Genomic DNA, 22,282 nt, shown 5'->3' on the forward strand with positions numbered 1-22,282 from the left:
GAACAGATACTGTTGGCTGAGCTTTTACCTGGGGTCTGCTCTTTATAAACCGTGGAGGAGGTTAAAATATTGTTCCTTTGTTTTAGGTGTGTTTTCCTGGAAACAGCCCTTTTTTGGAAATCCTATAGGCTGTAACGCAAAAAAGCGGCGCCTGGTGGGGCACCGCTTTTTTAGGCTATGAAAATCTTGGAAGATTATCCTCTAGGGTTCAGGGCTTCGTTGATGCGGTCAGAGAGATCCAGCAAGTGGTAGTTGCTCAGTGAATCTGACTGCGATGCCGCTGAGGCCTTGATCAGGTTGTTGATGTTACGCAGTTCGGCTTTAGCTACCGAGATCACATCACTCTGGGCAATGTTCATGGTAGGGGCGGTGTTGCCTCTGCCAGGCATTTGAGCGGTGGCACCGGTTGGTGCCGGGGCTGGCTTCACCAGGTCAATGAGTTGCTCTACGTAGATCTTCTGCAGGTTGCGGCGGTACACGTCAATGGCCTGCTTGTTTTTCACTTCCCGGAAGATGGAGTTGTTCATGTCCTGGAAAAAGTCGGTAACCTTGTAGGCCTTGGCGCCATCCATGGCTTCGCCGGCAATCAGCTTGGTAAGGGTGTTGTTGCTGATAAGACGGTTCAAAACGGTCTGCTGGCTTCTGGAAACCACGATCATGGGGTTGGTGCCGATGTTGTTTAACACGTTAGGCGCCAGTAACCAGGTAGGAGTAGTGAACAATTGCTTGTCCAGGAACGCCATGGCCTCTTTCTGGGTAGCGGCCGGGGTACGTTCGTACACCACGCCTTCCATCTCCACGGTCTTCGGGTTCTCGTAGATACCGCCAATGTTCTTGGCCACGTGGCCCATGTAGCGGTTGAACTGGCCGGTCAGCTGACCGTACATGTTCTGCAGGTTGTCATAGCCTTCGTTCTCTTCACGGGTCCATTCTGGCAGTTTGACCAAGATGCGCTGCAGGTTCTTGATGCCGTACTCGCTGGCTTTCATGGCGTTGTCGCCTAAGTCCTCGTTCTGGGAGTTCGGATCGTCGGGGTTGATCTCGGTCCCGAACCAGTTGCGACGGTTTTTCAACTTCTCCATGGTCATCTTGTTCAGGATAGGCATCTCTGCAGCGGCGTTCTTGGCGTTAGGCAACAGACGGTAGCCCCACTCAATGGCCCACAGGTCATAGTCCCCAATTCTAGGGTAGATGCCTTTAGAGGAAATGTTGTCTTCTGGCTGGGCCACGTAGTTGAAGCGGGCGTAGTCCATGATAGACGGGGTGTGGCCGTTCTGCTCCACCCATTTCTTGTTACGCAGGTTTTCCACCGGCACTGTAGAGCTGGAACCGTAGTTGTGGCGCAGACCCAGCGTGTGGCCTACCTCATGCGACGACACAAAGCGGATCAAATCACCCATCAATTCATCTGGGAACTCCATTTTGCGGGCGCGTGGATCCGTGGCCGAGGCCTGGATCATGTACCAGTCGCGCACCAGTTTCATCACGTTGTGGTACCAGTTGATGTGGCTTTCCATAATCTCGCCGCTGCGCGGATCTGAGATGCTGGGGCCACTGGCGTTGGAGATCTCAGAAGGCTTGTACACGATGGCGCTGTGACGGGCATCATCCAGGCTCCAGTTAGGATTCTCTTTGGCAGAAGGGGCTTCCTTGCCGACGATGGCGTTCTTGAAACCGGCTTTCTCAAACGCTTTCTGCCAGTCGTTTACGCCAGTAATCAGGTAAGGCACCCATTTCTTCGGCGTAGCCGGGTCAATGTAGAACACGATGGGCTCTTTGGGCTCTACCAGTTCGCCGCGCTTGTACTTTGCCATGTCTTTCTCTTTGGGCTCCAGTCTCCAGCGTTTCACCATCTGGATTTCCTTCACCCCCTGGGGGTTGGCATCAAAGTCAGTATAGCCCACAGTGAAGTACCCTACGCGCGGATCAAAATAACGCGGCTGCATGGGTTTCTTAGGCAGCACCACCATAGAGGTGTTCACTTCAATGGTAGAAGAACCGTTCAAGGTAGAGTTGCCCGCGGCTCCGGCCGGTGACGCCCCGAAACCAGTGGTGGGCGGGGTAAGCACGTAGGTCTTCACGGTGGTCACTTCCACGTTCTGCGGGAAGCTGCGCACGTTCTGGATGTAGCTGCGGTCTGGGATGAAGTTGCCTAACCGGAAACGGGTTTTACCCGCCGCTGAACTGAACGAGAAAATCTCATTTTCGCCTTTGATGTAGTCAGTGACATCAATCACGCTGCCTTTGTTGCCCGGGCTGAAGGCGGCCACGTTGAACGCCGCCACAATGGCCTGCACGTTGGAGCGCTGCACGGCCTGGTACATAGACTTGGTGCTGTCTGGGCTGTAGGTGGCATAGGAGATCTTCCGCATGAAAATACGGTCATCTGGCCCCTTCTCAAACATGATCACCGCGCTGCCGATCTGGTCTCCGGCATACCCAGAGGCAGAACGAACCTCGGCCCCGGCTTTGGAGATACGGTTCACCACCAGGATCTCGCGGCCTAAAACGGAGTCGGCTAGTTCAAAGAAGTACTTGTCTTCTACTTTGTGGGTCTTGAAAAAGCCTGATTTGGATTGGGCTTTGTCTGTGATGACCTGGTCGTAGGGTTTTGGTTTGGCTTTTTGGTTGGCCGTGCCTGCCATACCGGCCGCTCCCGCTACCCGGCGGGTAGAATCAGCGGGCTGCGTGGGACGAGTCTGGGCCATGGTCACCCCGGCAAAAGAGGAAACCAGCCCCAGCGTCAGTAAGAATTTCTTCATAAAGGTGTTCGCTTGTTTGTAATAAGGGTTTAGGAAGGTGTGCTTTGAATGTGCGTTAGACAAACTAACAGCAGGAAGGTTTAAAGGTAGGGAAATAGAAAGGTGAGAAAAATTCAGAGAGAGAGGTTTTAGGGCTGGTTTAGAGAAAAGAGGCCATGAACAAGATGATCCTGATTATAGAACCTGCAGGTGAAGTACCATTATGACGGGAGAAAAAGCCTTACACTGCTTGAACCTGATAAGTAATGTCAGCGAACTTATTGCCTTGCGTGATGAGTCCTTCGGTTACGCCCAAAGAATCAAATGTATTATCAAAAGAGCCTTGCACCAGAAACAACTGATCATCTTTGTTGCCTTTTAATATCTTGGCAGTCAAAGCAAGGGCAAAATCTGTTGCTGCTGTGATCAAGGCAATTTGCGGAGCGCCTAAGGTAGTTATCCCTGAAATAGAATTTTTGAAGCTTTGGAATTGCTGGTTGCCCTGTACTTCTGCCAAAACAGCTCCCATGTCTCTGGCACCTCCGTCAAATTCCATGACCATGATACGATAGTCCAGGAAATGGGGGATTTTACCCGGGGTGTTCCGATAGCAAGTCACGCCTTTGGGACCCAGGCTTAAATGGGTTTTGTTTTTGACATGTTCAAAAACCCTTGTCTCCAACTGCAACGGCTCCGTGGAGGAGTCATCTGCGATTACCGTCAGCACATAAACCTCAGCCTTGCCAATTTCTCTTTTCTTTTTGATATAGACATCGGTGAGTTGAAAGCGAATGTCAGTGGTGGCAGGCGGGAGGCCCGTTACCTTCACGAGGCTTTCTGCCGTAGCTTCCTCGCTAAATACCATGTCTCTCATTTGTTTAGAGGGACTGACAATAACATCTGGGGTGAAGGCTTCCATAAAAAGGTAAATTTTAGGATTAAAGCTTACTTCAGAGATACTGCTTAGGGAATTCACACCATTAAAAAAAGGTGGCTCCTAAGGTTTGCTCTTTGAAAATAGTGAAAATAGATAAACCAAAAACAGTCAGGACGCCCTATTTCTAAATGAGGCGCCCTGATAATGATGTTGATGGTTGGTTCTAAACCTTACCCCTTCAGCAACTTCTCTAAAATCTCCTGCGCGGCAACACTAATGACCGTTCCTGGCCCAAACACGCCTGCAACCCCGGCATCATACAGGAACTGGTAATCCTGGGCAGGAATTACGCCGCCGGCAATAACCATGATGTCGTCGCGGCCTAATTTTTTAAGTTCGGCAATCAAGGAAGGAATGAGGGTTTTATGGCCGGCGGCCAGGCTGCTCACGCCTACCACATGCACGTCGTTCTCGGCGGCTTGCAGGGCTACTTCTTCCGGGGTTTGGAAGAGCGGGCCCAGGTCTACGTCAAACCCGAGGTCGGCGAAAGAGGTGGCGATGACTTTGGAGCCGCGGTCGTGGCCGTCCTGGCCCATTTTAGCGACCATGATTCTGGGTCTGCGGCCTTCCTGGGCGGCAAACTGATCAGCTAAAGCCTGGGCCTTGCCGAAGTTCTCGTCGTCTGATATCTCTGAACTGTACACGCCGGATATGGATCTGATGGTGGCCCGATGGCGGCCGTAAACTTTTTCTAACGCATAAGAAATTTCGCCCAAGCTGCAGCGCACGCGGGCCGCTTGCACGGCCAGTTCCAACAGGTTGCCCTCGCCGGTTTCGGCAGCATTGGTGAGTGCATCCATGGCGGCGAACACGGCGGCCTCATCGCGGTTCTCGCGGAGCTGGGCCAGCCGCGCCAGTTGCGATTCGCGCACGGCGGTGTTGTCAATGTCCAGAATCTCCAGTTTTTCCTCAGACTCCGGCCGGAATTTGTTCACACCCACGATCACGTCTTTGCCGGCATCAATGCGGGCCTGTTTGCGGGCGGCGGCTTCCTCAATGCGCATCTTGGGCAGCCCGGTTTCAATGGCTTTGGCCATACCGCCCAAGCGCTCCACTTCCTGGATCAGGTCCCAGGCGCGGTGCGAGAGTTGGTGGGTGAGGGCCTCCACGTAGTAAGAGCCGCCCCACGGGTCTACGGTTTTAGTGATGTGCGTTTCCTGCTGCAGGTAAATCTGGGTGTTGCGGGCAATGCGCGCCGAAAAATCCGTGGGCAAGGCAATAGCCTCGTCCAAGGCGTTGGTATGCAGACTCTGGGTTCCACCTAAAGCCGCGGCTAAAGCTTCCACGGTGGTGCGGGCTACGTTGTTGAACGGGTCTTGCTCGGTGAGGCTCCAGCCAGAGGTTTGGCAATGGGTACGCAGGGCCAGGGATTTGTCGCTTTTGGGGTTGAACTGCTTGATGAGCTTGGCCCATAGCATACGGGCGGCGCGCATCTTGGCAATCTCCATGAAGTGGTTCATGCCAATCGCCCAGAAAAACGATAAGCGCGGCGCGAAGGTGTCAATGTCCATGCCCGCGGCCAAGCCGGTACGCACGTATTCCAGGCCATCCGCCAGGGTATAGGCCAACTCCAGATCGGCCGTGGCCCCGGCTTCCTGCATGTGGTAGCCACTGATGGAGATGGAGTTGAATTTGGGCATATGCCGCGAGGTGTAGGCGAAGATATCGGCGATGATCTTCATGCTGGGCTCCGGCGGATAAATGTAGGTGTTGCGCACCATGAACTCCTTCAGGATGTCGTTCTGGATGGTGCCGCTCAACTGCTCCGGTTTCACGCCCTGCTCCTCGGCGGCCACAATGTAGAAGGCCAGAATGGGCAGTACCGCGCCGTTCATGGTCATGGAGACGCTCATCTGGTCCAGCGGAATCTGATCGAACAGAACCTTCATATCCAGAATGGAGTCAATGGCCACGCCCGCCTTGCCCACGTCGCCCACCACGCGTGGGTGGTCTGAGTCATAGCCCCGGTGCGTAGCCAGGTCAAAGGCCACGGAAAGTCCTTTTTGCCCGGCTTCCAGATTCCGGCGGTAAAACGCGTTGGATTCCTCGGCGGTACTGAAGCCGGCATACTGCCGGATGGTCCAGGGGTTCTTCACGTACATGGTGCTGTACGGCCCGCGCAGGAAGGGTGGCAGACCAGCCGCGAAGTCCAAGTGCTCAAAGGCGGCCGTGTCTTCTTTGGTGTAGAAGTTCTGCAGGGGCAGCCGCTCCGCCGTTTTCCAGGCCTTGGGCTCCGTTTTGGGCGCGTTTTGGCCAACAGAGGCCGAAAACGTGAAAGGTATCTTGGTGAAATCTGGTTTCATGGGTTCGTTTCAAGTAGCAGGAATCAAGTATTTTGTAACGGGATATCTGCCTGTTTAACATGTGTAAAGTTCTCGCTCCCTTTCTGTGTTGTCCTCCTGAAAGGATCTTGTGGGCGAACTGTATTTCAGGTAGTCGTGGGTAAAAAGCCCACTTTCGGGTTCATTGACTTTATTTTCAATTCCCTATCAGTCCTCTTTGCCTTAACCCAATGGAAATAGGATGTTCCATAGTCCTTGCCTTTCTAGTTCGCCCACAAGATCCTTTCAGGATGACAGGAAAGGGAGGCGTATTCTAAGCCTCAAGACTCAAGACTCAGGACTCAGGACTCAGAACTCAGGACTCCCTAAGAGGCGTGCTCCGAGGCAATCACCCATTTGCCATCCATTTTCTTCCAGATCTGCGAAGAAACGCCGCCCATGAGTCTTTTGCCGTCCAGCTCAATCTTCCATTGGATCACGTACAGGGCGGCTTCTTTGCCCAGGGCTTCCAGGTGCAGCGGTTCATAGGAGTACTGCCCCATGGTGCTGCGGTCCTGGAAATCTTGCTGAAACATCTCCCAGACCGGTTGCCAGCCTTTTTCTACGCCCGTCTTACTGATCCAGAGCATCTCTGGTGAATTCCAGTAAAAGTCCATGGCCTGTTCCGTGTTTCCGGCATTCCAGGCATCTACCTGGCCCTGCAAACCTATTTTGGCGGCCTCTAGGGGCGTTTCTGAAGCGGCTACGGAAAGCGTGTTTTCCATTGGTGTAATTTGTGTGTAGGAATTGGATGCGGAAGCTTCTTCGGCCTGTGACCTCCTGCTTTGGGGCTGTTTTTCCAGAAACAACCCCAAAGCAGGAAATTAATGAACATGCACAACTAAGAACTCAAGACTCGGAACCCAAGACTCAGAACCCAAGACCCAGAACTCAAGACTCGGCGCTACGCGCCTAACCGTTCCTGAATGCGGGTGATGATTTCTTTGGTGTCACAGCCCTGGAACAGGAACTCGTCAAAGCCGTGCCCGCGGAGCTCATCTTTCAAGCTCATGGGGTCATCGGCGAGGATCAGGGCTGGTCCCTGTTTCTGCTGGGCCCGCATCCCTTTGGCGAAGGCCTCCGCAAACTCCTGGAACTGCTGGTCTGGGGCTGCCATCACTATCACCTGCACGTCCAGTTCTTTCACACCCGTCAGCGCCGCAGAAACATTGTCGAATTTCAGCACCTGGGTAGTGAAGCCCGAACAGGTGAAAAACTCGCGGGCGAAGGAGGCGTGTATATGTTCCTGCAAGGCCTTTCCCATGTGCACCACCAACGCATGCGGACGGCGCTTCTTCTTCCGGAAATGCAGCTCGGTGGCCAGGCGCATCACTTCATAGGAGTAGGCAGCGCGGGTATTGTCAAATTTTTTGCTCTGGATCAGTTTCTCCGGGTCAAATTCGTGCTGCTCGTTGGGGTTGGGGAATTTGTTTGTGCCCAGTATTACCTCTTTGCCGCTGGCAATATCTTTGAACTTCTGGTTTGTGGTTTCCTTGATCAGGTCCTGGATAAAGCCCGCGTTGGAGGCCGGAATGAACCCACCCTTGCCTTCAATTTCCTGAAACAGCGCCCAGGCTTTCTCCGCGATCTGCTGGGTGAGGTACTCCAGGTAATAGGAACCAGCCGCCGGGTCAATGGCCTGGTCCAGGTACGCTTCCTCTCTAAGGATGATGGGGATATTACGGGCAATGCGCTCACTGAAGGCGTTGTCTTCCTTGAAGGTGCTGTCAAAAGGCTCTACCTCCACGGAGTCGGCTCCGCCGATGATGGCGCTCATCATCTGGGTAGTATGGCGCAGCAGGTTGGTATGCGGATCCAGGGTGGCCTGGTGCCAGCGGGACGTGGAAACGTGGATGCGGAGTGCACCCGCCGCTTCCTGCGGGGCACCGTAGGCTTCCACCACCTTCGCCCACAGCAGCCGCACGGCCCGTAGTTTGGCAATCTCAAAGAAGTAGTTGGTGCCTGCCGTGAGGTGGAACTGCATGTTCCGGAAGATACGCTCCTCGGGCAGCACCTCGTGCCGTATTCCGTTGGTATAGCACACGGCAATAGCCAGCGTGATGGCGATTTCCTGCACCAGCGTGGCACCCTTGTTGCTGAAGTGCGAGCCGTTGATGGTGAGGGCGTAGAAATTATCCGCGTCCAGAGACTGTTCCAACAGGTGTTTCACGTGGTCCATGTCCAGCAGCTTGTAGCTCTCTGACGACAGGATAGGCGCGCACTTCAGGAACCCGTTCAGCTGCCCTAAGCTCAGGCCTTTGCGGTAAAGACCGGTCACCAGGTGGTGCAGAAAATTGGCCGCCTCAGAGGAAACCGTGTATGATACCGGCACCTGGGTGAGATCAATATGCTCAATTAGGTAATCACAGTCAAACTCATACCCATTCTCCAGAATGAAATGAATCCCGTCTACGCCGCGGGTGAGAACAGAAACCGCCTTGTCTACCGCCTTGTGCCCTTTGCTGGTGGAGTGGATGGCCTGCAGGTTAAGCCATTGGTTTTTCTGCGTTTTGGCCGTGCGCACGAAAGGGGATTGCCCTGGCCGGGTATCCAATGCCGGGTTCTGCGGAAGGTCTTCCCTTGTATAAAACGGGGCCACGGAAATCCCCTCGTAGCTCTGCCACTGCAGGTCGGCGGGATCAGTGCCTTTGAGGTCTTGGGTTACTCTGGCGGTCCATTGCGCAGCCGTTACCGGCCCAAACTCCGGGAAAAGTGCCTCCTCTGAGGATTTGTCTGTCATAAAAATAGCAGGCGTATAATGGGGTAAAGATAACTTTTTGCTCCAACTGTTCTACGGCTGCCGTGGGATTTGCGCTGTCTGTTTTAGGCCCGGTTCTGCAAAAAGAGGCGCTAAAAGAACATATGCCAACCGTTGAATAGGAAAGAACCAGAAGAGTGGCCGTGAAACCAGTTGGGAGAGGCATTCTTAGGGCGGAGGTATTTCCCTGAATTCCATTTCAGGCTTGATTCCCTGGAAACAGCCCTAAAATGCCTCACTCTAGCTTCAACCACGCAACCGGCAAGACCTGTGAAGACAAGGCATGCGTAAAGAGACAAGGCGGTGCCGTTGTCTCTACAGGGTTCTCCTCACCGTCAATGCTACTTTCCCCTGTTCCAGTCTTTCCCGAGCGCGCCTCGCTTTTGGCCCTAGATAGGCACATACTAAGAGAAACAGACAGTTCAGGCCGAAAGGGCAGTGCGAGAGGGGAAGACGGGGCCCCGCGGCCGTGAGCGCTCGGAGAGTAGCTATGGAAAGGCAAAGCATAAGGGCACCGCATCAACCAGCCGCCACGCCAGCAACGGCAAAAGGCATTCCCCATAATCGGGCAGCGCAAGTAGAAGATAACGGAACCCCGCCCTGCCTCACACCCACCAAAGTCTTCTGATCTTCAAGAAAGTAGCCTGTAAAAGGCGTCTTTTCCCCAAGCGAACGCTCCACGTGGCAAAACCCAAACCCAGATTCTGCGTCTCTACTCCACATGGACTTTGAACAAGACAAATTATACATAGGAACCTCCGGCTACAGCTACGCGTGGCGCGGCATCTTTTACCCCGAGGACATCAAATCAGCGGAGATGTTGCCCTTTTATGCCCAGCATTTCAACTGTACCGAGGTGAACAGCAGTTTCTACCATTTCACCATGGAGAAGACCATCTTGAAGTGGCTGGAAACCACCCCGGCGCATTTCAAGTTCGCGCCCAAACTGCACCGCTCTATCACGCATGAAAGCCGGTTGCAGAACGTAGAAGAGCCGCTTAAAAAATGGATGGACCGCTTCCTGCTCATGGGCGACCGCCTGGGCCCGGTGTTGGTGCAGTTGCCTGGTTCCTTCCATTACAATGAGTTGATTGCCAAACATTTTTTTACGCTCCTGAGAAAGCTGTATCCGGAGACGGTGTTCGCGCTGGAAGTACGGCACGCGTCCTGGCATACCGAGGAGGTGCTGGAACTGCTGGAGGAATTTGAGATCTCTCTGGTGGTGATCAGTGCCGGGAAGCGCTGGCCTGCCTTGGCCGCCGCCACTACCAACACGGTGTACATGCGGTTGCACGGCCACGAGCAGCTCTACCGCGGTGCTTACCCAGAAGAGGAGCTGGAGCGGTTCGGGTACATGGCCCAGGACTGGCTTCTAGACGAGAAAACCGTTTGGTGCTTTTTCAACAACACCATTGGTGGAAACGCTACTTCAGACGCCAAAAAGCTGAGGGAGGTCATCCTGAACCTTTAACGGCTTTGATACCAGCGCCAGACCAACTGCCCGGCCCACCAAAGAAACAGAAGCCACAGCAGGACGATAATGGCGGCGGCAGTTTTGCTTCTGGGTAATTTCTGCTTGCCCCTCAGCGCCACCTGTTCCCTGAACTCCTGGAGCAGTACCGGCGGGATAAGCTTAAGGGAAAAGTAAATACCGATGGGTAACAGCAAAAGATCGTCCAGATAGCCTAAAACAGGGATGAAGTCCGGGATAAGGTCAATGGGGCTGAGGGCGTAGGCCACCGTGATACCGGCCATTACTTTGGCGTACCAAGGTACCCGGGCATCGGTCACCGCCAAAGCCAAGGCCTGGAGGTCTGCCTTAAGTTGCTTTGCCCATTGTTTCAGTTTCTGCCACACGACTTTTTAGCGTCATTACACTGGGGAAGGAGAATCGTTTTAGGCCCGTTTTCAGGAAATGAACTGTAAATAAGATGGTTGATTGTTCATTGCTGATTGTTCAAAACACATTCAACAATGAACAATCAACAATTAAATAAAAATCTCGGCTAGCATGCAGCGGGCGCTTCCGCCGCCGTGGGCTTCAATGGTTCGCAGGTCAGAGCGTACCATCTTGGTGCGGCTGTTCAGCTCCTCAAACTGGTCTTTGCGCAAGGCTTTGTAGGCTTTCTCAGACATGACCAGCACCGGCTCGCCCACCTTGTTCCGGATCTGGAGCATGTTGCCAGCCATCTTTTTCACCTGGGCCAGACTTAAGTCCAGGATTTCCTTGCCCGTGTCGGCCAGCGCTTCCAATAGGAACCCTTGCTCTTCCTCATCGGGAATCGCCTCCAGGCACACCAAGGCGAAGTCGGCGCCTACGGTGAGCAGCACATTGGTGTGGTAGATGGGCAATCCATTGGCATCAACGGCATGGAACATAATCGGGCGGTAGCCCATCTTCTCGCAGAAAACCTCCAGGGGCTCCCGGTGGGTGCGTTCTGAGAGGCAGGCATAGGCGATTTTGTGCTGGCGGTCCAGGACCAGGCTGCCGGTGCCTTCCAGGAACTTGCCTTCGTCCTCAAAAGGAGTAAGGTCTATGACCTCGGTAAAAGGCAGGCCGTGCTCTTCCTGCAACTGGGCCAATAATTCAGGCCGGCGCTCCAGGCGGCGGGTAGGGGAGAGCATGGGGTATAAAACCACCTTGCCGCCCTGGTGGAAGGAAATCCAGTTGTTGGGGAAAACCGCGTCTGGGGTGGCAGGATCGGTTACGTCATCCAGCACCACCGCGTCTATGCGGGCAGCCCAAAGCTTCAGGAGGAACTGGTTGAATTCATCCAGCGCCCTTTGCTGCACCTGGGCCTCGGTGCCGGCCGGCACTTCCTGCTGAAAGGCATTGGTGGCGGCCGTTTGGGGGTTTGACCCAAAACTGGCCGGACGTACCAGCAAGACTTGGGTAGCCAAAGGCACATTGGTAAAGGAAGGAAGTTTATGTTCAGTTTGCATGGATAGGCCATTTGGTTCGTAGCTGCAAGATACGGCAATTAAAAGAACAGGAAACAGCCCCGCCCCCGGAAAGCAGGTTTGGGCGGGAATACCTGCATTTACCGGTAGGCGTCTTTTCAGGGCCGTTTTCCTGAAAAGGCCCTGAAAACATAATCCCCTTTCCTGGTCTGCGCACAGAACAGGAAAGGGGACAGGGTTAAAAAGGTTTTAAACAAGAAGGTTCTATTTGGTTCCTTGCAGCGGGGCCAGTGCCTCTTTTTTACGCTGGGTGGCAGCAGGGCGGTTGCGCCAGAAGTACCGGAAGCAGCGGCTCATCACGCCTCTGAATTTCTTAGGGAACGTAGCGCGGCACCACCGCTTCAGCTCCCTGATCTCTTGAATGGGCAATAACCGGAGGCATTTCCGGAACTCTTTTTCAAAAAGCACTACGTCAAAACTAACTTTTAAAAGAATGAATTTACTGTACTGTAAATAAGAAGTGCTCATGGTGGTGATGGTTAAGGATGGTTGAAATCTAAAAACAGAAACCTGCTTTTAAAGGATAGGGCAAAGCCTTGAAGCCCTGTCTTTTGCCCGGCCAGGGGAGCGGCAGGGCAAGAAAACAAGTACCACATGGTATAAGTTGAAACGAAGAAAAGGCCGATCTGGTGTCTTTGGGAACCTGGGCCGCGGGTCTAGCCTACGGCGGAGAGTGCGGCAACCGCGTTCTGGGAAAGGTGAAGGAACAGTCCAGAAAACGCTCCATGGACAGGTCCATTTTTTCTCTGCAGCCGAGGGGCGTCGGTGCGGTCAGCTTCTCGTTCAGCGGCCGGGTAAGCCTCAGGGAGAAGGAGTTGCCTATGAGAAATGGGTTCCTGTTGGTTTGGGACATTAGGGTCTGCGCGCGTGATCTATAGGTGGGTACTGGTTTAACCTGAATGGAATCAAGTTTACTTAAAAACGTATTAAAAGTCAAGAGGTTATAAAGCAGGGAGGGGCTGTTGCTTTGCTGTCATTTGTCTTAAAAGAGCCTTAAAATGGCTTGCTGGCCTTGTAGGGCAGATTGGCTTTTTAAGATCAACCCCCGTATCTTTGGTAAAATCAGTATTTACCCATGCCTTTATTTTCTTTCTTCCGTACCCGCGCTCTTGGCTTAGGCGTAGGCGTGGCTTTGATGTTGGCGGGTTGCCAAAAAGCATTGGTGCCTACCGCGCGTCTGGCCTCCCAAACGGATATCCCGGTCAACACCCAGGTGGCCCCCGACCCCGCCCTGGAAGAAGTGATCACCCCCTACCGTACCCGCGTTGACAAAACCATGAACGAGGTGATAGGGCAGGCCCCGGCGGCCCTTGAGAAGGGAGAGTGGGAGTCGCCGCTGGGGAATTTCGTGGCCGACCTGAGCCGCACCCAAACCATGGCCGTGTACGGCAAGCCCATTGACCTGGGCGGCATGACCAACGGCGGGCTGCGCAACCCCTTAGACAAAGGACCTATCACCGTAGGAGACGTGTTTGAGATGATGCCCTTTGAAAACGAGATGATGGTCTTGACCCTGTCTGGGGCTACCGTGAAAGAAATGTTCGCCTTTGCCGGCCGCACCAAGATCCTCTCCCTGGCCAATGCCTCCTATACGCTTCGCAACGGGCAGGTGGAGAACATCACCATCGGGGGCCAGCCCCTTGACCTGGCCAAAACCTATACCCTGGCTATCTCAGATTACCTGGCCAACGGCGGCGATAACATGGGTTTCCTGAAAAACGCCCTCAAAACGGAGAAAACTGGCCTTTTGGCCCGTGATGCCATCATGAACGAAATCAAACAGCGCACCGCCAAGGGCCTGCCCGTGGTCTCTGAGAAAGACGGCCGGGTGAAAGTGCTTTAGATTTGGAGATTAGGAGATGTGGAAATTTGAAAATTCACTATCTCCCAATTTCCACATCTTCAAATCTTCAAATTTGAAAAGAAATGAAACGCAGGGAATTTATAAAGAGTACCTTAGCAGGAACGGCAGGTTTGGCGGTGGTGGGGCTGCCCAGTCTGGCCTTTGGCGCTTCTACCCCCATCAAACTCACCATTCTGCACACCAATGACATGCACTCCCGCATTGATCCCTTCCCCAACGACGGGCGCAAGAACGGAGGCCTGGGCGGAATGGCCCGCCGGGCCACGCTGGTCAAGCAGATCAGGGCGCAGGAGCCTAACGTACTGTTGCTAGACGCCGGAGACATTTGGCAGGGTACGCCCTATTTCAACTTCTTTGGCGGCGAGCTGGAGTATAAACTCATGAGCCAGATGGGGTATGATGCCGCCACGCTGGGCAACCATGACTTTGATAACGGCCTGGAAGGCTTGCAGAAGCAATTGCCCCACGCCAGTTTCCCGTTCCTGATTGCCAATTATGACTTCTCAGGCTCTATCTTGAAAGACCGCTTCAAGCCCTATAAGGTATTTGTGAAGGAAGGTGTGAGGGTAGGGGTCTTTGGGTTGGGCATCCAGCTGGCGGGATTGGTGGCCGACACCCACTACGCCGGGGTAAAGTATCTGGATCCCGTGGCCACCGCCCAGAAAATGGTGAAAGCCCTGCGCGAAGAGGAGAAAGCCGATCTGGTGATTTGCCTGTCGCACTTAGGGTATAAGTACGAATCTGAGAGGATTGATGACCGCAAACTGGCAACGCAAGTGAGCGGCATGGACCTGATCATTGGGGGCCACACGCATACGTTCCTGGACGAGCCGGAAAAGATCACCCACGCCAGCGGCCATGAGACCCTGGTGAACCAGGTAGGCTGGTCAGGCATCAATTTGGGCCGGATTGACTTTTCCTTTGACCGGAAATCGAAAACAAAAACCGCCACCACCGCCTCAGTTCTGCCATTGAATGGGGGTGTCAGAATTTCATAAGGTTCAAGTTTTTTGTTCAAGAGTTTTTTTCCATTTTTGTAACCCCCTCAAGAATTTGACACTCAATATAACGGCGGATTGGAAGAAGCGATGTTAATGATAAAGGACTGTACTACCGTCTGGCATAACTGTTTACAGGTTATCAAGGACAACATAGGAGAGCAGAGCTACAAGACGTGGTTCGAGCCAATCGTGCCTTTGTCATTGGCGAACAACGTGCTGACCATTCAGGTACCCAGCCAGTTCTTCTATGAGTGGCTGGAGGAGCATTACGTGGGCCTGCTCAAGAAAGTGGTGTTCCAGGAACTGGGCTCAGAAGGCCGCCTGGAATACTCCATCATCGTGGACCAGGGCAATGACCACAGCAAGCCCCAAACGGTGAATATCCCTACCAAGAAGGTGCCTACCGCCGTGGCCAACTCCTACAGCCCTGAGCGCAGCTTCCTCAAGAACCCGTTTGAGTCCAAAGCCATTGACCGGCACTTCTTCAACTCGCAGCTGAACCAGAGCTACACGTTTGAGAACTACATAGAGGGCGACTGCAACCGCCTGGCCCGTTCTGCGGGGTACGCGGTGGCCAACAAGCCAGGCACTACCTCCTTTAACCCGTTAATGGTGTATGGCGGCGTAGGGTTGGGCAAGACCCACCTGGTGCAGGCCATCGGTAACCACATCAAAGGCAATAACCCAGACAAGTTCGTGCTGTACGTGTCTTCTGAGAAATTCGTGAACCAGTTCATTGAATCTGTGAAGACCAACAGCGTGCAGGATTTCGCCAATTTCTACCTGCTGGTAGACATTCTCATCATTGATGACGTGCAGTTCCTGAGCGGAAAAGACAAAACCCAGGAGATGTTCTTCCACATCTTCAACCACCTGCACCAGAGCGGCAAGCAGATTGTGATGACCTCAGACTGTCCGCCCCGTGACCTGAAAGGCCTGGAGGAGCGCCTGCTGTCCCGCTTCAAGTGGGGCCTCACTGCCGATTTGCAGAGCCCGGATTTTGAGACCCGTATGGCCATCATCCAGAAGAAGATGCAGAGCGACGGGATCCACATCCCTGACAACGTGATTGAATACCTAGCCTACAGCGTAGATACCAACGTGCGGGAACTGGAAGGGGTGTTGATTTCGTTAATAGCGCAGTCCTCCTTGAACCGCAAAGAGATTGACCTGGAACTGGCCAAAGCCGCCCTGAAACACATCATTGAAGATGTGGAGACGGAGGTGAACCTTGACTTTATCCAGAAAACGGTGGCGGAGTACTTCCAGGTAAGCCTGGACTCCCTCAAAGCCAAAACCCGCAAGAAAGAGATTGTGACCGCCCGCCAGGTGGCCATGTACTTCGCCAAAGAATACACCAGCCATTCTCTCAAATCAATCGGGTACCATTTTGGGGGCCGCGACCATTCTACCGTGATCCACTCGGTACAGACGGTCTCTGACTTGATTGATACCGACAAGAAATTCAAGGCTTCTATTCAGGAGCTGCAGAAGAAGTTCAAGGTGAAGGCGGTTTAACAACGCGTTTTCTCTTACACCCTATGATTTCAAAAAAAGCCAAGTACGCCCTCAAAGCGCTTTTGTATTTAGCGAAGCAGCAAGATCGCGGCCTGGTGCTTATCTCTGAGATTGCCGCCGCAGAGCGAATCCCTCGTAAATTCCTGGAAGCCATTCTGGTAGACCTCAAGGTGCAGCAGATCGTGCAAAGCACCCGCGGCAAGAACGGCGGCTACACCCTGGTGAAAGACCCGGCCCAGATCTCCGTGGGCAACGTGATCAGGATGGTAGACGGCCCGCTGGCCCCAGTGCACTGCGTGAGCCACCTCTATTACCGCAAGTGCGAAGAGTGCGTAGACGAGGCCACCTGCGAGATACGCCTGCTCATGAAGCGCGTGCGCGATGCCACCTGTGACATTCTGGACACCACCTTTCTGGCTGATTTCTCCAAAGTAACCGCCCTGGTGGTAGAGGAGGAAGCCAACCAGATCTAAGTTCCTATTTTCATTTTAGGGCTGTTTTAACCAAACTAAGGTTAAAACAGCCTTTTCTTTTATAGGCTATCCTGGGTGGTTTGCCATCTGTAATTTTCCCCTGTAGAGACCAGGCACTGCCTTGTCTCTCACGCATTGCGGATTGGTTCTGCCGTTCCAGGTGCTGCTGGGGCTTGGTTTCACTAATGCAGGCTTGTTCCGGGGCATCAGAATGAAACGAGACCCTGCAGAAAAAAGAGACAAGGCAATGCCTGGTCTCTACCATTTGTAAATGCCTGACTTAACGGACTCATCAGACCTGCAGATCTGCCTTTTCAGCCCACCAAGCCATTTTAACCTTGTTTTCCAGAAGAAGGCCATAAAAGGAAACCACGTTGGCGGCTACAGCAGGGAAACTGCGGAACTTAGCGACGAAACCTACTTTCTATTATCAACTTGCTAATTATATTCCTGAGGGGTTGGATTTACCGCAATTGGTTTCTTTATTTGTCTACTTCATCTATAGAGATTCTTTCGCAGTTATAGAGTTGAACAGCTATAGAGATGCCTCTCATGGTGGAGCAGCATACGTCCTTTGGCACCTACTTTTCCAATTTTAAGCAATAAACATTATGGCATTACGATTAGGCGACATCGCCCCTGATTTCACGGCAGAGACCTCTGAAGGCACCATCAATTTCCATGAGTGGATTGGCGAAGGCTGGGCAGTCCTATTTTCGCACCCTAGTGACTATACCCCGGTCTGCACCACAGAGCTAGGGGCGGTAGCCCGCATCAAAGATGAGTTTGACCGCCGCAACGTGAAAGTGGCAGCCTTGAGTGTTGACCCTATTGATTCCCACCACGGCTGGATCCAGGACATCAATGAGACGCAGAACACCACGGTGAATTTTCCCATCATTGCTGACCCAGACCGCCAAGTGTCTGACCTGTATGACATGATCCACCCTAATGCCAGTGATACCTTTACGGTGCGGTCTGTGTTCATCATAGGCCCAGACAAGAAAGTAAAGCTGATCTTCACCTATCCGGCGTCTACGGGGCGTAATTTCGCGGAGATCCTGCGGGTGATAGATTCTTTACAGTTGACGGCCCATCACAGCGTGGCCACGCCCGCCAACTGGGAAAATGGTCAGGAGTGCGTGATCCTGCCTTCTGTGAAGGCCGAGGAACTGGAAGCCAAATTCCCCAAAGGGCACCGGGTGATCAAGCCGTACCTGAAGATGACGCCGCAGCCGAACTTAAACTAAGCATTATCTTTGCCTGGTTCGGGAAATCTGCCCGAGCCATCAAACCAAAAAGGGCCCTTCTGCAAAGAAGGGCCCTTTTTGGTTTGATGGCTTTTAAACCGTTTATCTTTTTGGAGTCGCTGTCAGGTCGGTGACCGGAATGGCGTGTTTATCGGCTATTTCCTGTATTTTCTCCTTCACCAGGCGTTGGCTTTTGCGGTTGCTGATCAACTTCAGGTTTACCTGGCATTTGCTGCCGTTGCGCATGCTGAATTTAGCCAACCCGTTGTTGATGGTAATGCCGGTGACATCTTGCAGGTAAATGGCGGTCTTCTTTTTGAAGTGCCCCCGCTTTTCCACCACGTAGGCCGGCGTGATCTCCAGGTAAGACTGCGTCCCGAACAAGCCCGTGTTCTGGGCCAGGATGAACAACAGGTACCCAAAAGCCAGAATCAGGAACACGTAATGGATGAAATGACGGTCGTTAGCGGAGTTGGTAGGCTCCGTGAAAATAAGAAACAACCCATAGGTCATCCACAGCAGCACCAAAGCCAACTGCACCCCGAAGGAAATTTTGTGGTCACGTGACGGCCGCAACCCAACCCTAGCCAATGATCTCATGCAATAAAAGTATTCGGCAAAGATAGTGAAATTTTAATACTGGTTTAAAGCCTTTCCCCAGCTTAGGCGCCTTTCAGCGTCGCCTTGAGCGTCATCTCCGGTACAGAGGCCAAGGCCCGGGAGATAGGGCAGCCCTCTTTGGCCTTCTGGGCCAGCTGCTGCAGTTCCTCGTCAGACAGACCCGGGGCCTCCACCTCGGTGGTCAAATCAATCTTCTTGATGAACGGTCCGTTGTCTTGCCCCAGGTGCACCTTGGCCTGGGTTCTCACCGAGATCGCCTTTTTGCCGGCTCCCTCCAGCAGGCTGCTCAGGAACATGGAGAAGCAGCCTGCGTGGGCGGCGCCTACCAGTTCTTCAGGGTTAGTGCCGGTCACGTCTTCCTCAAAGCGGGTACCAAAGGAGTAGCGGGCGTCTAGCGTGCCGCTTTGGGTGGAAACAGTTCCTTTTCCGTCTTTCAGGCCACCTTGCCAGATGCCTGTACCTGTGTTATTTGCCATAGTTTTGGATGGTTGATGGGTTTGTGTAGTAGAAGGTACTATTTTTTAGGAGATTAAGTTTTGGCGGAAGATGGTTTTAGGACTTGTCTAAAGCCCAAATCCGTTCTTCTAAGGCGGTTACAAAGGGAAGGCACTTGGCAGGTTAATCTGTTATCGGTTATCCAACGGGCCCCGTAGTGGGAAGGCCGGCGCACTCAAATGGTTACCTCTTTTAAAATGCCTATAGGCGGTTTTTCCGTTTGGGTGGCCTTTTCCTGAAAAGCCACCCAAACCCCTAATCTGGTCCTGCCCAATAGGAACTTCAGCAAGATTATTATCTTTACAGCTTCTCAAAGAGAGGAAGCCCCGCAATTTTTTAGAATTAAAAGCAGATTCTTCCGTTTATTCAGATACAAGCATATTGACTACATGGGAATAAAAGCGCTCTTGAGTAAACCTATGGCCGCCTGGGTAGTGGCCCGCCAACAACGTTGGATGGAAGACCCCGCCCAGGCCCAGCAACAGGTTTTTGCGTCTATCGTCCGTGCCGCGGCTTCCACCGCTTTCGGGAAAGACCATTACTTCAAGGACGTGCAGACCCCGCAGGATTTGGCGCAAGCCGTACCCGTGCGCGACTACGAGGCGCTGCGCCCGTACTTTGACCGCCTGAAGGCCGGGGAGCGCGATGTGCTCTGGCCGGGCCTGCCCTTGTATTTCGCTAAAACCTCCGGCACCACCTCAGGCACCAAGTACATTCCCATTACCCAGGCTTCTATTCCCAATCACATAAACGGGGCCAAAAACGCCCTCCTGAATTATATCCAGGAAACGGGCCGGTCTCAGTTTCTAGACGGTAAACTGATTTTCCTGAGCGGTAGTCCGGTTTTGGAGGAAGTGGCCGGTATCCATACCGGTCGGCTGTCGGGCATTGTAAACCACCATGTGCCGGGCTACCTGCGCACCAACCAGTTGCCCAGTTACCAAACCAATTGCATTGAGGACTGGGAAACCAAGCTGGATGCCATTGTGAACGAGACCATTGACCAGCGCATGACGCTCATCTCAGGCATTCCGCCCTGGGTGCAGATGTATTTTGACAAGATCATGTCGCGCACGGGCAAGCAGATCAAAGACGTGTTCCCAGACTTTAACCTGTTTGTGTACGGCGGTGTGAACTTTGCCCCCTATAAAACCAAGCTGCTGGACAGCATTGGCCGCCAGGTGGATTCCATAGAGACGTTTCCGGCCTCAGAGGGCTTTTTCGCGTTCCAGAACCGGCAGGAAGACCCCAGCCTGCTCTTGCTCGCCGACAGCGGTATTTTCTACGAATTCATTGCCGTGGAGGAGTTCTACCAGCCCAACCCGCGCCGCCTTACGCTGGCCGAGGTGAAGACCGGCGTCAATTACGCCCTCATCATCAGCAGCAACGCCGGGTTGTGGGGATATTCCATAGGCGACACCGTCAAGTTCACGTCCTTGTTCCCGCATAAACTAGTGGTGAGCGGCCGCCTGAAGCATTTTATCTCGGCCTTCGGGGAACACGTGATAGGAGAGGAGGTGGAAGGCGCCCTGCAAGATGCCATGGCCGAGTTCCCGGAGGTGGCCGTGACCGAGTTCACCGTGGCGCCTTACGTAGACCAGGGCAACGGCCCTTCGTACCATGAATGGCTTATTGCCTTTGACTCGCCGCCGCATGACCTGGAACGGTTCGCCAAATCCCTAAACTGGCACCTGCGCAAACGCAATACCTATTATGATGACCTTATCTCAGGTAACATCCTGGCCACGTTGAAGGTGACTCCCTTGCCGCCCAATGCCTTTCAGCAGTACATGAAACGGCAGGGCAAGCTGGGGGGGCAGAACAAAGTGCCCCGGCTAAGCAATGATCGTACCCTGGCCAATGGCTTGCTGGAAGCCCTGCAGGTTTAAGCCTTTTCCCTTTTCAAACCACCCATGGAAATATTGATTTTAGTGATTCTTACCTTGTTGAACGGCTTTTTCGCCCTGTCAGAGATCTCCATCATCTCGGTGAGGAAAGACAGGATGAAGCGCAAAGCCCAGGAAGGGAATAAAAACGCCCAGGTAGTGCTAGACCTGCTGGAGGAGCCGGAGGATTTCCTGTCGGCGGTGCAGGTGGGCATCACCTTGATTGGGGTGGTGTTGGGTGCCTATGGCGGGGCCGCCCTCTCAGATGACATGCGCGTGGTGCTGGAGCAGGTGGCGTTTCTGGCCCCTTATGCCCAAACCTTGTCCATTGTGATTGTTATTGGCCTAATCACCTATTTCTCCATTGTGATTGGGGAATTGATTCCTAAGACGCTGGCCATGGGCAACAGTGAGGCCATTGCGCTGTTTGTAGCTCCCATTATCAAAATCTTCACCAAACTGACCCTTCCGCTGGTCAAGCTGCTCTCCGCCTCTACCAACGTGGTCATCAAGCTGCTGCGAATCAAAGAGCCCGAAGAAGAGAAGATGTCTGAGGAGGAACTGCGGCAGATCATCAAAACCGCTGGCCGTCAGGGCGTTCTGGCCAAAGAAGAGACGGACCTGCACCAGAATATCTTCCATTATGCCGCGCAGAAGGCCAAGCACCTCAAAACCCACCGCATGGAGGTAGAGTGGGTGAGCCTGCAAGACACCCCGGAGGAGATCAACGCCAAAATCCAACGCAGCGCCCACTCCAAGTTCCCGGTGTATGACCGCGCACCCGACCAGGTGCTGGGTATTCTGAACGCGAAAGACTTCTATGAGAACCTGCTGAACGAGCGGATGCCCCTGACCTCCATTCTCAAGGAGCCATTGTTCGTGCCCGAGACCATGTATGCCAACACGGTGCTGAACCTGTTCAAAAAGCACAAAGTCTACATGGGCATAGTGGTAGATGAGTTTGGGTCGGTGGAAGGGATTGTGACCCTGCATGACCTGCTGGAAGCCATTGTAGGTGACATCCCTGACCTGGACGAAGAGCAGGAAACCCTCTTTGTGCCCCGCGCCGACCATTCTTACCTGGTCAGCGGGTCCATTCCCATCCGGGAACTGAACCGGAAACTGAAACGCGAGTTCATCAAAAAAGACCCCTCGGAGTATGAGACCCTGGCTGGCTTCGTGCTGCACCACCTGAACCGGATTCCCGCCACCGGTGAAACCTTCCTGTACAACGGCGTGGAGGTAGAGGTGGTGGACCTGGACGGCAGCAAGATTGACAAACTCCTCCTGAAAGAAGTGCTCCTGAAGTAGAAGGTTGTTTCAGGCCTGTTTTTGGGGAAATCACCCGAAAATGGGACATAGCTGCACCTGAGAAGCTGTCATTTGGGCTTGCACCCTTGGCCTGGCAAAAGACCCCGATTATCATTTGCGGGCAAACTCCTGTTTTTCCCTTAAT

18 protein-coding genes are annotated in these 22,282 nt (G+C 53.4%); 8 read left to right on the forward strand and 10 right to left on the reverse strand.

The genetic code is table 11. The annotated features are described in order from the left end of the window. Nucleotides 1-194: 194 nt before the first annotated feature. The 5 genes from FOE74_RS07140 to FOE74_RS07160 all read right to left on the reverse strand — a co-directional run bounded on the left by FOE74_RS07140 (nucleotide 195) and on the right by FOE74_RS07160 (nucleotide 8,739). Entirely contained in the window at nucleotides 195-2,762 is a 2,568-nt protein-coding gene (locus FOE74_RS07140) for a zinc-dependent metalloprotease (RefSeq protein WP_149097902.1), read from the reverse strand. A gap of 220 nt (nucleotides 2,763-2,982) precedes the next feature. After that, nucleotides 2,983-3,660 carry a hypothetical protein gene (locus tag FOE74_RS07145; RefSeq protein ID WP_149097903.1) on the reverse strand — a complete coding sequence of 226 codons (678 nt, stop codon included), beginning with the start codon at nucleotides 3,658-3,660 and terminating at the stop codon, nucleotides 2,983-2,985. Between the two features lie 188 nt (nucleotides 3,661-3,848). Continuing rightward, nucleotides 3,849-5,981, reverse strand: coding sequence for a methylmalonyl-CoA mutase (scpA, locus tag FOE74_RS07150; protein ID WP_149097904.1), 2,133 nt, complete (start codon nucleotides 5,979-5,981; stop codon nucleotides 3,849-3,851). Between the two features lie 344 nt (nucleotides 5,982-6,325). After that, nucleotides 6,326-6,724, reverse strand: coding sequence for a YybH family protein (locus FOE74_RS07155; protein ID WP_149097905.1), 399 nt, complete (start codon nucleotides 6,722-6,724; stop codon nucleotides 6,326-6,328). Nucleotides 6,725-6,903: 179 nt separating this feature from the next. Continuing rightward, nucleotides 6,904-8,739: a methylmalonyl-CoA mutase family protein gene (locus FOE74_RS07160; RefSeq protein ID WP_149097906.1), complete on the reverse strand. Its 1,836-nt coding sequence runs from the start codon at nucleotides 8,737-8,739 to the stop codon at nucleotides 6,904-6,906. A 739-nt stretch (nucleotides 8,740-9,478) separates the two neighbouring features. Here FOE74_RS07160 and FOE74_RS07165 point away from each other — a divergent pair. Further along, on the forward strand, nucleotides 9,479-10,228 hold the full coding sequence (locus FOE74_RS07165) for a DUF72 domain-containing protein (RefSeq protein ID WP_149097907.1): 750 nt from the start codon (nucleotides 9,479-9,481) through the stop codon (nucleotides 10,226-10,228). Here FOE74_RS07165 and FOE74_RS07170 read toward each other — a convergent pair. From FOE74_RS07170 to FOE74_RS07180, 3 genes are all read right to left on the reverse strand, one after another. Beyond that, on the reverse strand, nucleotides 10,225-10,614 hold the full coding sequence (locus tag FOE74_RS07170) for a YkvA family protein (RefSeq protein WP_149097908.1): 390 nt from the start codon (nucleotides 10,612-10,614) through the stop codon (nucleotides 10,225-10,227). The two genes, FOE74_RS07165 and FOE74_RS07170, sit on opposite strands and share 4 nt — an antisense overlap. Nucleotides 10,615-10,746: 132 nt before the next feature. After that, the gene (gene ctlX, locus FOE74_RS07175) at nucleotides 10,747-11,700 is read right to left on the reverse strand and encodes a citrulline utilization hydrolase CtlX (protein WP_149097909.1); all 954 of its coding nucleotides are present in this window, start codon (nucleotides 11,698-11,700) and stop codon (nucleotides 10,747-10,749) included. A 222-nt stretch (nucleotides 11,701-11,922) separates the two neighbouring features. Beyond that, nucleotides 11,923-12,186: a hypothetical protein gene (locus FOE74_RS07180; protein ID WP_149097910.1), complete on the reverse strand. Its 264-nt coding sequence runs from the start codon at nucleotides 12,184-12,186 to the stop codon at nucleotides 11,923-11,925. A 607-nt stretch (nucleotides 12,187-12,793) separates the two neighbouring features. On the opposite strand from FOE74_RS07180, the gene FOE74_RS07185 reads away from it, so the two are divergent. From FOE74_RS07185 to FOE74_RS07205, 5 genes are all read left to right on the forward strand, one after another. Beyond that, entirely contained in the window at nucleotides 12,794-13,561 is a 768-nt protein-coding gene (locus FOE74_RS07185) for a 5'-nucleotidase C-terminal domain-containing protein (RefSeq protein WP_225840716.1), read from the forward strand. An 83-nt stretch (nucleotides 13,562-13,644) separates the two neighbouring features. Beyond that, nucleotides 13,645-14,580 carry a bifunctional metallophosphatase/5'-nucleotidase gene (locus FOE74_RS07190; RefSeq protein WP_149097911.1) on the forward strand — a complete coding sequence of 312 codons (936 nt, stop codon included), beginning with the start codon at nucleotides 13,645-13,647 and terminating at the stop codon, nucleotides 14,578-14,580. 96 nt (nucleotides 14,581-14,676) lie between these two features. Further along, complete coding sequence (gene dnaA / locus FOE74_RS07195; RefSeq protein WP_149097912.1) at nucleotides 14,677-16,101, forward strand: chromosomal replication initiator protein DnaA; 1,425 nt, start codon at nucleotides 14,677-14,679, stop codon at nucleotides 16,099-16,101. Nucleotides 16,102-16,124: 23 nt separating this feature from the next. After that, nucleotides 16,125-16,574: an RrF2 family transcriptional regulator gene (locus FOE74_RS07200; protein WP_149097913.1), complete on the forward strand. Its 450-nt coding sequence runs from the start codon at nucleotides 16,125-16,127 to the stop codon at nucleotides 16,572-16,574. A 611-nt stretch (nucleotides 16,575-17,185) separates the two neighbouring features. Further along, nucleotides 17,186-17,824, forward strand: a complete 639-nt coding sequence (locus FOE74_RS07205; RefSeq protein ID WP_149097914.1) for a peroxiredoxin — start codon at nucleotides 17,186-17,188, stop codon at nucleotides 17,822-17,824. A gap of 102 nt (nucleotides 17,825-17,926) precedes the next feature. Here FOE74_RS07205 and FOE74_RS07210 read toward each other — a convergent pair whose 3' ends face one another. Both FOE74_RS07210 and FOE74_RS07215 read right to left on the reverse strand, forming a co-directional pair. Then, nucleotides 17,927-18,424, reverse strand: a complete 498-nt coding sequence (locus FOE74_RS07210) for a hypothetical protein (RefSeq protein ID WP_149097915.1) — start codon at nucleotides 18,422-18,424, stop codon at nucleotides 17,927-17,929. 62 nt (nucleotides 18,425-18,486) lie between these two features. Continuing rightward, nucleotides 18,487-18,921 (reverse strand): OsmC family peroxiredoxin, encoded by a 435-nt coding sequence (locus FOE74_RS07215; protein WP_149097916.1) that lies wholly within the window; start codon nucleotides 18,919-18,921, stop codon nucleotides 18,487-18,489. Nucleotides 18,922-19,329: 408 nt separating this feature from the next. Between FOE74_RS07215 and FOE74_RS07220 the strand changes: the two genes are divergently transcribed. After that, nucleotides 19,330-20,829 carry a GH3 auxin-responsive promoter family protein gene (locus FOE74_RS07220; RefSeq protein ID WP_149097917.1) on the forward strand — a complete coding sequence of 500 codons (1,500 nt, stop codon included), beginning with the start codon at nucleotides 19,330-19,332 and terminating at the stop codon, nucleotides 20,827-20,829. 24 nt (nucleotides 20,830-20,853) lie between these two features. Continuing rightward, on the forward strand, nucleotides 20,854-22,137 hold the full coding sequence (locus FOE74_RS07225; RefSeq protein ID WP_149097918.1) for a hemolysin family protein: 1,284 nt from the start codon (nucleotides 20,854-20,856) through the stop codon (nucleotides 22,135-22,137). Nucleotides 22,138-22,282 lie beyond the last annotated feature (145 nt).

The sequence above is a fragment of the Rufibacter glacialis genome, from assembly GCF_008271745.1.
GTDB classification, from domain to species: Bacteria; Bacteroidota; Bacteroidia; order Cytophagales; family Hymenobacteraceae; genus Nibribacter; species Nibribacter glacialis.

What these genes read in the sequence shown, in the direction of transcription:
- FOE74_RS07190 (WP_149097911.1), top strand. Translation starts at nt 13,645, where the DNA reads ATGAAACGCAGGGAATTTATAAAGAGTACCTTAGCAGGAACGGCAGGT.
- FOE74_RS07215 (WP_149097916.1), bottom strand. Translation starts at nt 18,921, where the DNA reads ATGGCAAATAACACAGGTACAGGCATCTGGCAAGGTGGCCTGAAAGAC.
- scpA (WP_149097904.1), bottom strand. Translation starts at nt 5,981, where the DNA reads ATGAAACCAGATTTCACCAAGATACCTTTCACGTTTTCGGCCTCTGTT.
- FOE74_RS07220 (WP_149097917.1), top strand. Translation starts at nt 19,330, where the DNA reads ATGGGAATAAAAGCGCTCTTGAGTAAACCTATGGCCGCCTGGGTAGTG.
- FOE74_RS07185 (WP_225840716.1), top strand. Translation starts at nt 12,794, where the DNA reads ATGCCTTTATTTTCTTTCTTCCGTACCCGCGCTCTTGGCTTAGGCGTA.
- FOE74_RS07180 (WP_149097910.1), bottom strand. Translation starts at nt 12,186, where the DNA reads ATGAGCACTTCTTATTTACAGTACAGTAAATTCATTCTTTTAAAAGTT.
- FOE74_RS07200 (WP_149097913.1), top strand. Translation starts at nt 16,125, where the DNA reads ATGATTTCAAAAAAAGCCAAGTACGCCCTCAAAGCGCTTTTGTATTTA.
- ctlX (WP_149097909.1), bottom strand. Translation starts at nt 11,700, where the DNA reads ATGCAAACTGAACATAAACTTCCTTCCTTTACCAATGTGCCTTTGGCT.
- FOE74_RS07205 (WP_149097914.1), top strand. Translation starts at nt 17,186, where the DNA reads ATGGCATTACGATTAGGCGACATCGCCCCTGATTTCACGGCAGAGACC.
- FOE74_RS07210 (WP_149097915.1), bottom strand. Translation starts at nt 18,424, where the DNA reads ATGAGATCATTGGCTAGGGTTGGGTTGCGGCCGTCACGTGACCACAAA.
- FOE74_RS07140 (WP_149097902.1), bottom strand. Translation starts at nt 2,762, where the DNA reads ATGAAGAAATTCTTACTGACGCTGGGGCTGGTTTCCTCTTTTGCCGGG.
- FOE74_RS07165 (WP_149097907.1), top strand. Translation starts at nt 9,479, where the DNA reads ATGGACTTTGAACAAGACAAATTATACATAGGAACCTCCGGCTACAGC.
- FOE74_RS07160 (WP_149097906.1), bottom strand. Translation starts at nt 8,739, where the DNA reads ATGACAGACAAATCCTCAGAGGAGGCACTTTTCCCGGAGTTTGGGCCG.
- FOE74_RS07155 (WP_149097905.1), bottom strand. Translation starts at nt 6,724, where the DNA reads ATGGAAAACACGCTTTCCGTAGCCGCTTCAGAAACGCCCCTAGAGGCC.
- FOE74_RS07225 (WP_149097918.1), top strand. Translation starts at nt 20,854, where the DNA reads ATGGAAATATTGATTTTAGTGATTCTTACCTTGTTGAACGGCTTTTTC.
- FOE74_RS07145 (WP_149097903.1), bottom strand. Translation starts at nt 3,660, where the DNA reads ATGGAAGCCTTCACCCCAGATGTTATTGTCAGTCCCTCTAAACAAATG.
- dnaA (WP_149097912.1), top strand. Translation starts at nt 14,677, where the DNA reads ATGATAAAGGACTGTACTACCGTCTGGCATAACTGTTTACAGGTTATC.